A 13,906-nucleotide genomic window follows, 5' to 3' on the forward strand; every position below is an offset into this window, starting at 1 on the left:
TGATATGAAATTCAGGAGAATCCACTTAAATGACAGTAAATAATATTAAGGTAGATCGGATGAAACGGCGACTGGTTGTTATTGGTAACGGCATGGCCGGTATGAGAACCGTTGAAGAAGTGTTATCTGCTGCACCTGATAAATATGATATTACTGTTTTCGGCGCCGAGCCTTACGGTAACTATAATCGAATCATGCTGTCTTCGGTACTGTGCGGTGATAAAACCATAGAAGATATTGTCATGAATGACCGGCAGTGGTATGCCGATAACGGCATCAGTCTTCATGCCGGAGCGGATAAGGCGGTAGTACGTATAGAGCGGAGAGCGCGTAAAGTTTATGCGCTGGATGGAACCTGTGCTGAATATGACCGCCTGTTAATTGCTACTGGTTCCAAGCCTGTTATTGCGCCTATTCCAGGTAATGATCTGGAGGGAGTAATCAGCTTTCGTGATATTTTGGATGTTAATAAAATGCTGGCCTACAGCAGACAACATAAGAAAGCGGTAGTGCTGGGCGGCGGTTTGTTAGGTCTCGAAGCAGCGAATGGCCTTGTGCTCAGGGGCATGGATGTTACCGTTATTCATAATAGCGAAGTTTTGCTGAATCGGCAGATGGACAGAAAAGCCGGCAAGATGTTGCAGACAGCTCTTGAACAGCGGGGCCTGAAATTCAGGATGGCCGCTACGTCTCAGTGCCTGATGGGTGACGAAAAGGGCCATATCACAGCTGTACGCTTTGAAGACGGCAGCGAACTGGAGTGCGACCTGTTTGTTATGGCGATAGGCGTGCGCCCCAATATTTCCCTGGCTCAGGAAGCAGGACTGTATTGCGAGCGGGGCATTGTAGTCAATGATACGCTGCAAAGCTATGACCCAGCTATTTATGCGGTAGGAGAATGTATCCAGCATCGCGGCGATACATTTGGTCTGGTGGCTCCGCTGTTTGAGCAGGCGAAAGTCTGCGCCAATCATCTGAGCGCGCATGGCGTTGCTGAATACAGCACTTTACCTGCTGCCACCAAACTCAAGGTGACGGGCATCAATCTGTTTTCCGTGGGAGATTTCCTGGGTGATGAATCCTGCGAAGCCGTTCATTTTACCGATCCGTCTATGGGAATTTATAAAAAACTGATTATCCGGGATAACAAATTGATGGGCGCCGTGCTTTATGGGGATACGGCCGACGGCATGTGGTATCAGGAACTGCTGGAAAAAAAGAAAAATATCAGCGATATAAGAGATGTGCTTATCTTTGGTCAAGCCTACCTGACTGCAGCCGAGGCAGCCTGATGGCCGATAACACAGCAGCATTTAAATCCGTACAAACTACCTGCCCTTATTGCGGCGTAGGCTGCGGTATTAATGCCTTGGTCGATGAACAGACTCATCAGGTCGAAATAACCGGCAACCCGTCTCATCCGGCCAATTTTGGCCGCCTTTGCTCGAAAGGTTCGGCGCTGGGAGAAACGGTTGAACTTAAAGGCCGACTGCTGCAGCCCAGAGTGTATGGCCGTGAGGCCAGTTGGGGGGAAGCGCTGGATCTGGTGGCTGACTCTTTAATCAGTACGATTGAAAAATATGGGCCTGATGCTGTCGCTATTTATGGCTCGGGACAACTGCTGACTGAAGACTACTATGTGGCCAACAAGCTGATGAAGGGCTTTATCGGCAGCGGCAATATGGATACCAACAGCCGCTTGTGCATGTCTTCTTCCGTGGCCGGCCATAAACGCGCTTTTGGTTCAGATACGGTTCCGGGCTGCTATGAAGATTTTGAACAAGCCGAACTGATTATATTGATTGGCTCGAATACCGCCTGGTGCCATCCGGTCAGCTTTCAGCGTATCAGAGCCGCAAAAGAAGCCAATCCGCAGTTAAAAATTGTCGTTATCGATCCGCGCCGCACTGTCACCTGTGATATTGCTGATTTGCATTTACCGCTGGCAATAGGCAGCGATACCATCCTGTTTAATGGCCTGCTGCATTATCTTGGCAGGAAAGATCTGCAGAATCAGGCCTATATCGAAAAATATACCGAAGGTTTTTCCACCGCGCTGGAAGCTGCCGCCATTAGCAGCGGCACCATTGAAGGTGTTGCCGCGCAATGCCGGCTCAATGTAAATGATCTGCAACGCTTTTATCACTGGTTTGCCCGTCATGAAAAAGTCATGAGCCTGTATAGTCAGGGTGTAAACCAGTCTTCTTCGGGTACTGACAAGGTCAATGCCATTATCAATTGCCACCTGGTCACCGGCAGAATTGGCAAGCCCGGCATGGGGCCTTTCTCGCTGACCGGACAGCCTAACGCGATGGGCGGCCGTGAAGTCGGCGGTTTATCGAATCAATTGGCCGCCCATATGGATTTTGCCCGTAACGACGATATCGAGCGGGTAGGGCGTTTTTGGGGCAGTAAGACTATTGCCCGCAAACCCGGCTATCCCGCCGTGGAACTTTTCGACGCCATTCATGACGGCAAAGTAAAAGCCGTCTGGATTATGGGCACTAACCCGGCTGTCAGTCTGCCCAATGCCGACAAGGTCAAGCAGGCTTTACAGCACTGCGATTTTGTTGTTGTCTCGGACTGTATTGCCAATACCGATACCACAGCTCTGGCGCATGTATTGCTGCCGGCCCAGGGCTGGAGTGAAAAAGACGGCACCGTGACCAACTCCGAGCGCTGCATTTCCCGGCAGCGAGCCTTGTTCAGTCCTGCCGGCGGCGCCAAGCCCGACTGGTGGATAATCACTCAGGTCGCACGGCGCATGGGCTATGAACAGGCTTTTCATTATAAAAATACCGCCGAGATTTTCCGTGAACATGCCGCGCTTTCCGGGTTTGAAAACAATGCAGAGCAGGGCCTGCGCGATTTTGATATATCGGCTTTTGCTGATATCAGTCAGCAGGAATATGACAATTTCCAACCGATCCAATGGCCTGTAAATCGAACGCATCCACAGGGCAGGGCGCGGATTTTTGATGACGGCAAATTTTATACCGCCACGGGCAAAGCCCGGTTTATTGCCATAGAGCCGAGGCTGCCTGTCAATCTGCCTGATAAAGTCTATCCTCTGGTACTGAATACCGGTCGGCTGAGGGATCAGTGGCATACCATGACCCGCACCGCCATCGCCGCAAAGCTGAATCAGCACAAGCCCGAGCCTTTTGTTGAAGTGCACCCGACCGATGCAAGGCGCCACGAATTATTACCCAATACCCTGGCGACCATTGAAAGCCGGTGGGGTTCAATGGTCGCCCGTGTGCAGATCACTGACAGCCAGCAACAAGGCAGTCTGTTTGTGCCGATGCACTGGACGGGGCAATTAGCCAGCCGGGGACGTATGGGCGCCTTAGTCAATCCTGTTGTTGACCCGGTATCGAAACAGCCGGAATGCAAACATACGCCTGTCCGCATCGAGGCGTATCAGCCGGTTTGGCATGGCTTTATCCTGTCGCGGCGCGAGCTGAATATTACAGAACCTGAGTATCTGGTCAAAATCAAAGGCGAGCAATTCTACCGCTATGAACTGGCTGGTGAGACTTTGCCGGAAAACTGGCAAGATTGGGCCAGAAAAAACCTGTGGAACACACCGGTGGAAAATTCCCAGTGGCAGGAATATCAGGACTCCGGCATAAATAATTACAGGGCTGCGCACATTGTTGATAATCGTCTGGAAAGCTTGATTTTTATAGGGGGCGATATCAATCTTCCAGAACGCAGCTGGCTGACCAGTCTGTTTGCACATGCAGAATTAGAGAAAGATGACCGAAAATCCCTGCTTACGGGCCTGCCGCCTCTAGGTGTTCCCGATATAGGACCTGTCGTCTGCGCCTGCTTTAATGTAGGTGAAAAAACCATACAGACTGCTATCAGGGAAAAAAATCTTAGAACCCCTCAGCAGGTAGGCCAATATCTTAAGGCAGGTACCAATTGCGGCTCCTGTGTGCCTGAGATTAAGGCGCTGTTATAAATCACTAAATTCCGCAAGTACAAGCTGATCGCAACGGCTTAAATGCCGATACAGTGGCCGCTGGACAAGAACATATTTATGCAGATCGTCCAAGTCATACTCATGCCGGGAAAGGCATCGGAGGTTTTTATCAGGCTTAGCAACTAAGCCTGGTATGTAGTGGTTTCAACTGATTCAGGCTTATAAACCAGAGGTTATATGTTTTTATGGATATGCTGTAGTATGTTAACCGCGGGTTGAATCTAACAATTAATAATTACTTCATTTCGCGTTCCACTTTGATGCTAAAAAGAATTACTTTTTCTTGTCTCAATCTGAAGAGGGGTACACCAATGTTAAAAAAACTTACTATTTCAGCAGCCGTTGTCGCGCTTTGCGCTCTCCATAATAGCGCCAATGCCGATGATAGTCATGCCTGTAAAGGCTTACCTTCATTTGAAGACTTCAAAACTGCGCTAACAGCCGCACGAGGTCAGGAAAACGGCGGATTCGATTTCGATATGTGGGGAACCCTTGTGAATCGTGATGGCGTAGTTTGCGCGCTTGCAAAAACAGGTTCTGACCGCGGTGATCAATGGCCGGGCAGCCGGGTAATTTCTGCGCAAAAGGCGAACACGGCTAACGCATTCAGTCTGCCGGGTTTCGCCTTGTCAACAGCGAATCTTTATTCAGCCACTCAACCTGGAGGCAGCTTGTTTGGATTGCAGGAAAGCAATCCTGTCGATACCGAGGCTGCATACAAAGGGCCATCAAAAAATTATGGCAAAGACTCCGATCCTTTAGTGGGCGAAAAAATCGGTGGCGTTAATGTTTTTGGCGGCGGACTGGCTTTATATAATGATCAGGGAGTTTTAATAGGCGCGATAGGCGTGAGCGGTGACAGTTCATGCGCTGACCATAATATTGCCTGGAGAACCCGGGATGCTTTAGGCCTTGACCATGTACCCGCAGGCGTGGGTGATATCACTCTGCCTCCGACTGCTTTCAAGGATAATATTATTTTTGATATTGCCGGTAACATCAGTGCAAGCGGCTGGGGTCATCCGGCCTGTGGCGGGAATAGCGCAACAGCAAATACTCAAGTTTTAGTTGACGCACCCTTAAACTAAAAATTAATAATGCCAGAATTGGGTTGCCATAGAGTGGCAACCCAATCTCGCTTATCGACTCGCCGCATCGGTAATATACCCGATAATAAACAGCTACCTCTATGCACTTTATTTATCATGAAAGCACAAAGAACCGCTGCATAGATACAGGGCAACAGCGGTTACAAAGAAAACAAATACGTTAAAGCGATTATGAACGTTTTTTTGTTAAAAACCATGTATTTGCTGCTTTCACCAAAGTTTCCACCAAGTTACGGGTGCGCTCATAAATCCAGCGCCGTTTGATTACCGCCATATAACTCAATAGTCCCAGAATAATACCCCAGGATAATTTTCCCATCACTGAACTTTCTGATGCGGTTGCAGCAGGAACAGGGGGATTTCTTACAAATTCATTGCGCACAGCGACCTTGGCAGGCTGGTATGTTGCTTTCTGGTCAGTCAAGCCCAAACTTTGCCACGCATCAAAATCTTGCCAGATCGGATATTTTCTTTGCCAAAATTCTTTAGTGAAGTAAGGTGCCAGGCTCATGCCGTGTAACTCGGGAATGCCTTTTTCATTAAGAAATTTTTTATATACGACTAAACTGATATCGCCGCCTTCAGCAACACCATTCGTAGTAAATGCTTTTTCCACATGATCATGAAACATCCATACCCCTTCGCCGAAACTGTGCAATCCGTCATCAACTCCGCTTAATTCCAGATCCAGCCGCTGAGCGGGCTCTATGCCATGCACATCCCGGGTGATATAGGAACCCGGACCATTATCAACGCCATCATAGTGGGTTGCGGTAGGTTTGTGGCCATGCAAATGTAAAGCAAGGGTTTCCTGACCGCCATTGTAAACGCGCAGTTTAACCTTCTGATCCGGTTCTATTTCAATGAGCGATTCCCTTAAGGTATAGGGGAAAGAGCGGCCGTTAAGCATAAAGTAATCATCGGTGGCTTCGGTAACGTCATAATCCATATTCAGATGCTGCGCAATCAGGCGCGGATCATTGGCTGATCTCGCGGCGACTTCATGCAGTTCCTTATCCGCAGTTTCATAATGCAGGTCATATTCTCTGGCATATTTTTCAAGAACAGCCACGGAAGGATGACGCACCTGACCGGCGCCGACATTAAGAGTCTGCGGCCAATTGTTGGGACGATTTTCTTCTACGACAAAAATTCCCTGCAGCCCCATAGGAATATGGACGTGAGGCTGGACATGGCAGTGATAATACATGGTGCCTGGTTGTCGTGGTTTAATGACATAGGTTTTACTGTCACCCGGCATAACATCCATCGAACTGGTTTGTCCAACGCCATCATTACCGCCGCCGCCATGATCCATAAAGGGGTGGTCAATTCCATGCAAGTGAATGGAGTGGGGTAAATAATGGGTGTTTTCCAATATTATCCAGATTACGTCATCCTGCTCAACGCGAATGGCTGGCGATGGCACACGCAACAAGGAATTGGCTACGGGTTCATAAAGACTGAGAGTAGACATATCCCGTGTTTTGGGTGTAAAAACCCAAAAAGTGGGCTGAATTCCCGGCGCGATATCAAATGTGGTTACGGGTTCTTTGACTTCGGGCGAATGGCCATTGAGTTCAGCAACTTCAAGCTTGATAATGATTTTATCAGGATCGCCGTCGCCGTCAACATCGTCAGACATAGTAACTGCATCCGCGGCCAGCTGGGTCTCCATCAATGTTTCCATGGAAATGTTATTGGTGCCCTTGACAAAGGCCGCAATGTCAGCAGGATTATCGGGGTTACAGAGCCGTGATTCCTGGATGGTGACGCCATCGATGACTTGTTCCTGGCGCCATTTTGGATCAGTAAATTCAGAACAGACTTCTTCCACAGCTCCCATCTTAACCTTGGCCGTAGGAGGCAAATCATTGGCTGCCTGACTCTCCGGATACATAAGGAATAAGGAAGCACTCCAAATAAGAGTAAGAAGTTTTTTGTGCATGCTAGGACCTCGGTGAATACACTTTATACATAAGTTATAACGCGCTACTAAATAAAAGCGCTAGAGTCGTTATTTCTGCTATTTTAACTGAATACCGCGGAGAAGTCTTTCGTGGCGTTGGAAGATAACAGAGAAATAATGGGGATAGGTTTTGCATTAATGCGCTGTTTGAGCGATTTATATTAACAAAGTTCACTCAATTTAAGTGAACTGAAAGGAAGATAACTTTGAAGAAAATCACTCTTAATTATCCGATTTTCAATGGTGACCAAAGCCGGCAAATCGCCTGATCTTGTTCAGCAAATGAAGACCTCAGTTAATTCATGATTAATGAAAAAGTCGAAACTCTTCTGGATATCGTTAATAATGTCCGATTATTTAATGGATAGGGTTGGATATAAACGCCGGATATGAAGCTGGAAAAAATCAAACTTGCAGGGTTTAAATCCTTTGTTGATCAGACGATAATTCCTGTTACCGGTAATTTGACAGCGATTGTCGGGCCCAATGGCTGCGGCAAATCCAATATTATTGATGCCGTACGCTGGGTAATGGGCGAAAGTTCCGCCAAACATCTGCGCGGCGGCAGCATGGCCGATGTTATCTTTAACGGTTCCTCTACCCGCAAGCCGGTGAGCACGGCTTCGGTAGAGCTGGTTTTTGATAACAGCGCAGGCAAGGCGGGCGGCGAATATTCCCAGTACAGCACCATTGCGATTAAACGGCAAGTCAGTCGCGATGGACAGTCCCTGTTTTTGCTGAATGGCGCCCGCTGCCGGCGCAAGGATATTACCGATATTTTTCTTGGCACGGGTTTAGGTTCCAGAAGCTACGCCATTATCGAGCAGGGCACTATATCGAGAATGGTTGAAGCGAAGCCGGAGGAATTAAGAATTCATATCGAAGAAGCGGCCGGCATTTCCAAATACAAGGAACGGCGCAGCGAGACTGAAACCCGTATGAAGCACACCCGGGAAAATCTGGAGCGGCTGGCTGATTTGCAAGAGGAAGTTGAAAAACAGCTTAAACATTTGCAAAAGCAAGCGGAAAAAGCGGAAAAATATACGCAACTGAAAAAGCAGGAGCGTCAGTTCAAACTAGAGCTGTTGGCGATGCGCTGGAGCAGCTATCATCAGGCCGCGCAACAGCTGGAAATAAAATTGCAGGAAGCCGCTGCTGAACATAATCGCTTGTTTGTTCAATTACTGAACATCGATAATGCGCTGGAGGAAAAACGCGCTGAACATAAAACGCAACAGCGGCAATTAAACAGCCTGCAGGGCGATTATTACCATATTGTTGCAGAAGTCGGCAGCCTGGAACAGACGATTAAACACAATGAAAGCAACCATCAGTCTACCCGGCTTGAAATAAGCCGCTCACATGAGCAGTCAAGCCACTCACTGGCTGAGCTTCAAACCGATTTGCAGCAACTGGAAGAAATCAAAGCGGCCTTGTTCGAAGCCGAAGCAGACTTGATTAATGCCGAGGAAAGACAAACGGAGATTTTACAGCATCAGCAGCAAACCCGGCAGCAAAGGACTGCCTGGCAGGAGCAATGGGAAGCCTACCGGACGTTAAGTTCAAAATACAAGGAACAGGCTGAAGTGCAGCGGGTCAAAACGGCGCAGCTGGAAAACCAGAACCGGCAGTTGCAAATTCGCCTGGATAAATTACATAACGAGCGCAATGAGCTGTCATCCAGCCGCTTGCAAAGCGAGATTGAGGTGCTGGATGGCGCTATTGAAACCATTGAATCGCAGCGAGCCGATCTACAAAGCCAGCTCGAACAGCTGCATCAGCAGATTCGCGACCATCGCCAGCAGCTAAAGCAGCTTCATGATGAATTGCATGACCGGCGTTCCGAAATACACACGGTGAAAGGTAAAATTACTTCGCTGGAACTATTGCAGCAACACGCCATGGGCAAAGACAATAAAAATCTGGGAATGTGGCTGCAATCCGTGGGTCTGACCGATAATACGCGGCTGGCGGAATTCCTGGATGTGGAAGCCGGCTGGGAAAGCGCCGTTGAAACCGTTCTAGGCAGCTATCTGGAAGCTGTTTGCCTGGAAAGCGCCGATCAGATAATCCCGCATCTGGAGCGCATAATAGATGCATCGGTGACGCTATTTGAAACCGGACCAGGAGCCATTTCCGGATCGGACAGCCGGCTTAGCCCATTGCTCGATAAGATAGCCGCACACCGGGATTTAAGCAATTTATTGACGGGCGTTTATTGTGCAGCGGATAGTAAAACGGCCCGGGAATTATCAGTCCAGCTAAAACTGCATGAGTCGATTATTAGCCCGGACGGCGCCTGGTTTGGGCCTGGCTGGGTAAAAATTCTTCGAACCAGGGACAGTAAAACCGGTATTTTGCAGCGTGAGAAGGAGCTAGGCTTATTAAGGCAGCGGCAGCAGCAGTTGCAGGATGAAATTGCAGCGTTTGAAGAGCAGCTGGAGACTACAGAAGCGAGCCTGAAAGATGCCGAAGTTAATCGCGAAGCCATCCAGCAGCAGGACGCTATTTTAAGCAGCGAGCTGTCGGCAAGAAATTCTGAACTCAGCGCGCATTCGGCGCGCCTGGAGCAACAGCAGCGCCGTCTGGATCAGGTTGATAATGAAATAGAAGACATACTCGCGGAAACCGGTGAAAATGCTGAACTGTTAGCCGCGTGCCGATTGCTGCAGGAAGAAGCCGAACAGGTGATACAGCAGCAGGAGCAAAAAAGGCAAAGCCTGGAAGCGCAAAATCAGGAGCTGCAGGCCCAGCAACAGCGCACCGAGCAAACCGTTAATGAAGCAAGACAGCAGGTGTATGCCGTTAAAACCCGGATTGAGTCGCTGCGCTCTTCTGAAGCCTCAACTGCAAAACAAATTGCTCGATTACAGATTCAGTATCAGCAATTCACTGTGCGCATTGCTGAACTGGAGGATAAGCTGCAACAAACTTCGACGCCGTTGCAGGAAGAAAAAAATAAACTGGAACAGGCAGTTACAGACAAAAATCAGCTGGAGCTCAGGTTAAAACAGCAGCGTATGCTTCAGGAAGAAATCGAATCTGCGCTAACGCAGTTATCTGAAGAACATGCCCGGGTACAGCAGACCCTGGGAAGACAGAAAGACGCGCTGGACAACCGGCGTTTTGAACTTCAGGAAAGTAAGGTTCGTCAACAGACAGTCGGCGAGCAGCTAAAGGAAATCGATGCCGATGCCGAACAGGTATTGAAAACCCTGCCTGAACAGGCCGATGAGCAAAGCTGGAAAAGAAAAGCCGACGATTTAAGCGGTCAAATTGAACGCCTGGGTACCATCAACCTGACAGCGATTGAAGAATATAAATTGCAATCCGAACGAATGAACTTTCTTAATGCCCAGCATGCGGATTTGATGGAAGCATTACAAATGCTGGATCAGGCGATTAATAAGATTGATAAGGAAAGCAGGCTGCGTTTTAGAGAAACCTTCGATAAAATAAACAGCGGTTTGAGGGAAAAATTCCCTAAATTATTCGGCGGCGGCCAGGCTTATCTGGAATTGACCGAACAGGACCTATTGGAAGCGGGAGTTAATATTATTGCCAGACCTCCCGGCAAAAGGAATAGCTCCATTCATTTATTGTCGGGTGGAGAAAAAGCCTTAACAGCCGTGGCGCTGGTGTTTTCAATTTTTGAACTTAATCCGGCGCCTTTTTGCCTTCTGGATGAGGTCGATGCGCCTCTTGATGATGCCAATGTCGGGCGGTTTTCAAAAATGGTTGAAGAAATGTCGGCATCAGTTCAATTTTTATATATTTCTCATAACAAGGCGACAATGGAAATTGCAAAACAACTGGCAGGTGTTACTATGAAAGAACCGGGTGTGTCCCGGATGGTCGCAGTTGATATTGAAGAAGCAGTGAGTCTGGCGGAAAGCTGATGGATAAAGAAATATTGAGAATTGTAATCATTGCAACCGGTCTTGTAGTCATTATCGGCATGTTGTTATGGGCTTACCTGAAAAATAAAAAATCACGGCGGGATCTGGATTTTTTTAGTGACAACGACACCGTTAGCCATATTGATGAATCGTTAAAAGTTCATACTGATAACGATGACTTTGACATTGTGCCGTTAGGGTCTGCGAAACACAGTAGCGGAGGTGACAAATCCAAGAGATATTATGGGCATCATGACGATTATGAGGCGCCGGAAGCCGAAGAAATTGAGCCGCCGCCACGCTTTGTTGCTCCCGCCATCATTCAGTTCAGCCTTGTCGCCAAAGCCGAGCAGGGGTTTAAGGGCACCGACTTGGTTAATGCCTTTGAGCTGGTTGGCCTTGAATATGGCAATTTAAAAATATTTGAGCGCGTGGATGCCAACCGCTTAGTGGATTTCGGCGTGGCCTGCATGGTTGCGCCAGGCACTTTTCCGGATAAAAACCTGGAATCCTTCTATTGTCCGGGACTAGTATTTTTCATGCAGCCCGGGGAACTGGATAATGCCCAGGCGGTTTTTGACGATTACATAGAAACCATTCAGTTGCTGGCTACACAACTGGGTGGGGTTGTCCGTGATCATCAAAGCCAGCCGCTAACGGACGCTACTATTCAATTAATACGTCAAAGCCTGTGAAACACCCAGGGCTAAAAGCTAAAGCCGCAAGGCGCCAGACCGGAAAGTAGCCAATGGCGAATGAATTCGCCCGTTCAGATTTGTCTCGTGTTTATAATCAGCTCATTGCCAGGATCAATCAATGGGACCATGAATATTATGCCCTCGATAACCCTTCTGTCCCGGATGCGGAATATGATCAGGCGTTCAGAAAATTGCTGGAGCTGGAAGCGGCAAATCCTGAATTAATAAGCCCGGAATCTCCCTCTCAACGGGTTGGCGCAAAACCGATTGCTGAATTCAAAAAGGTCGCGCATAAAGTCAGGATGCTTTCCCTGGCTAATGCGTTTTCTCTCAAAGAAACCTATGCTTTCTTTGAGAGAGCCGCTAAAGAACTGAATTTAAACCGCTCTTCAGTGCAAATTTTCAGTGAGCCCAAGCTTGATGGTTTGGCGATATCCATCCATTATGATAACGGGATATTTAGCTATGCCGTTACCCGCGGGGATGGCCAGGTCGGTGAAGATGTGTCTCATAACATAAAAACCGTACGCTCCATACCTATCAAGCTGGCTACTTCTGATCCACCCCTAAAACTGGATGTGCGCGGAGAGGTTTTCATGCCCAAAGCGGCGTTTGAAAAGCTTAACCAGCTAGCCCTGCAAAATGGCGGTAAAGTTTTTGTCAACCCCAGAAATGCAGCAGCCGGAACAGTAAGGCAGATGAATCCTAAAATTGCAGCGAGCCGCGATCTGCGTTTTATACCGTACGGCATTGGCGAGTATGAAGGCGAACAGCATTTTAAACTGCAGTCGGACATTATCGATTACCTGATTACTTTGGGATTTAGAAAAAATCCCCACTCCTACGCTTTTTTAGGCAGTCCTGATGAGTTTGAAAAAAATTATCATATTATGGAGCAGGCCCGGGAAGACATGCCCATGGAAATTGACGGCATTGTCTATAAAATAAATTCCTTGCAGTTGCAAAAATCCTTGGGATTTATTGCCCGTTCCCCTAAATGGGCAGTCGCAAGAAAGTTTCCGGCCAAAAATGTAAGCACCCGGCTTGTTGATGTTGAGTTTCAGGTAGGAAGGACAGGTGTTTTAACACCGGTATCAAGATTGGAGCCTGTTTTTGTAGGCGGCGTGACGGTAAGCAATGCCACCCTGCATAATATGGATGAAATCGAACGGCTGGGGCTTTGCATCGGCGATCGCCTGGAAATTCACCGGGCAGGGGATGTCATTCCCAAAGTTGTCAGAGTGGTGGAACAAGGTGAACACAGAAAGCCGATAGTTATGCCTGCTAACTGTCCTGTTTGCGGTTCCAAAGTCGAAAGAACGATCGGTCAAGCCGCCTACCGCTGCACGGGAGCATTGGTCTGCGCTGCTCAGGCTGCTGAACATATCAGGCATTACGCATCGCGCAAATGCATGAATATTACCCACCTGGGCGTTAAGCTTATTGAGGTGCTTTATAGTCAGGGCATCATTAAAAACATTGCCGATATTTACAGCATCAAGCTCAGCGATATTGCCTCGCTTGAAGGGCACGGGGAAAAGAGCGCTCGTAATGTTCTTGATTCCATTGAGACTTCAAAAACAACCCGGCTGGATGTATTCCTCTGCGCATTGGGCATTCCGGAAGTGGGCGAAGAAGGAGCAAAAAACATTGCCTGGTATTTTAAAAATCTGGATGCCATCAAATCCGCATCTTTTGAACAATTCCTGCAAGTTCCTGATGTAGGCCCGGTTACAGCTAAAAACCTGGTCGATTTTTTTAGCGAGGATAGAAATAAAACTATCATCGATAAAATCATCAAGGCCGGAGTTAACTGGCCAGATGAAAACGATGAGCATCCGCGCGAGCGAATACTTGCCGGTCAGACCTGGGTTTTAACCGGTACGCTGGAACATATGTCCCGCAATGAGGCTAAAGCATTTCTTGAAAGCCTGGGAGCAAAAGTAGCCGGTTCGGTCTCCGGCAAAACCAGTTGTGTAGTGGCCGGCCGCGATGCCGGCACCAAATTGACCAAAGCGGAAGCATTAGGCGTCAGGGTTATGGATGAAGCAACGTTTCTTTCGGAACTTCATCAACAAGGAAGCCGCCGCTAATAAAAATTTCCCCGTTTTATCCATAAAACTTTACATTTAATAGGGAACTTTGACAGATCACATGAGGCATTTATAGCCAGCAGGGGCCCGAAGCGGACATTTGAGTTTCCCTCTGGGTAGTATGACTGAGGAACGCAGCCTGAGTAC

The 13,906-nt window shown here is 48.2% G+C and carries 7 protein-coding genes; 6 read left to right on the forward strand and 1 reads right to left on the reverse strand.

The genetic code is table 11. The features are described 5' to 3' along the window. Positions 1-29: 29 nt before the first annotated feature. From HUX64_RS10715 to HUX64_RS10725, 3 genes are all read left to right on the forward strand, one after another. Positions 30-1,292: an NAD(P)/FAD-dependent oxidoreductase gene (locus HUX64_RS10715; RefSeq protein ID WP_343034392.1), complete on the forward strand. Its 1,263-nt coding sequence runs from the start codon at positions 30-32 to the stop codon at positions 1,290-1,292. Continuing rightward, entirely contained in the window at positions 1,292-3,970 is a 2,679-nt protein-coding gene (locus HUX64_RS10720) for a nitrate reductase (protein WP_174626232.1), read from the forward strand. Before HUX64_RS10715 ends, HUX64_RS10720 begins: the two co-directional genes overlap by 1 nt. 332 nt (positions 3,971-4,302) lie before the next feature. Then, positions 4,303-5,079 carry a GlcG/HbpS family heme-binding protein gene (locus tag HUX64_RS10725; protein ID WP_174626233.1) on the forward strand — a complete coding sequence of 259 codons (777 nt, stop codon included), beginning with the start codon at positions 4,303-4,305 and terminating at the stop codon, positions 5,077-5,079. Positions 5,080-5,269: 190 nt separating this feature from the next. Here the strand turns inward: HUX64_RS10725 and HUX64_RS10730 are convergent, their stop codons facing one another. Further along, positions 5,270-7,048 (reverse strand): multicopper oxidase domain-containing protein, encoded by a 1,779-nt coding sequence (locus HUX64_RS10730; protein WP_174626234.1) that lies wholly within the window; start codon positions 7,046-7,048, stop codon positions 5,270-5,272. A 410-nt stretch (positions 7,049-7,458) separates the two neighbouring features. Between HUX64_RS10730 and smc the strand changes: the two genes are divergently transcribed. From smc to ligA, 3 genes are read left to right on the forward strand one after another with little or no spacing between them, the layout of a single operon-like run. Next, positions 7,459-10,968 carry a chromosome segregation protein SMC gene (gene smc / locus HUX64_RS10735; RefSeq protein WP_174626235.1) on the forward strand — a complete coding sequence of 1,170 codons (3,510 nt, stop codon included), beginning with the start codon at positions 7,459-7,461 and terminating at the stop codon, positions 10,966-10,968. Continuing rightward, positions 10,968-11,663: a cell division protein ZipA C-terminal FtsZ-binding domain-containing protein gene (locus tag HUX64_RS10740; protein WP_174626236.1), complete on the forward strand. Its 696-nt coding sequence runs from the start codon at positions 10,968-10,970 to the stop codon at positions 11,661-11,663. The genes smc and HUX64_RS10740 overlap by 1 nt, the downstream gene beginning before the upstream one ends. A 53-nt stretch (positions 11,664-11,716) precedes the next feature. Continuing rightward, positions 11,717-13,759: an NAD-dependent DNA ligase LigA gene (ligA, locus tag HUX64_RS10745; RefSeq protein ID WP_174626237.1), complete on the forward strand. Its 2,043-nt coding sequence runs from the start codon at positions 11,717-11,719 to the stop codon at positions 13,757-13,759. Positions 13,760-13,906 lie beyond the last annotated feature (147 nt).

It is taken from the genome of Candidatus Methylobacter favarea (assembly GCF_902806695.1).
Lineage (GTDB): Bacteria > Pseudomonadota > Gammaproteobacteria > Methylococcales > Methylomonadaceae > Methylobacter_B > Methylobacter_B favarea.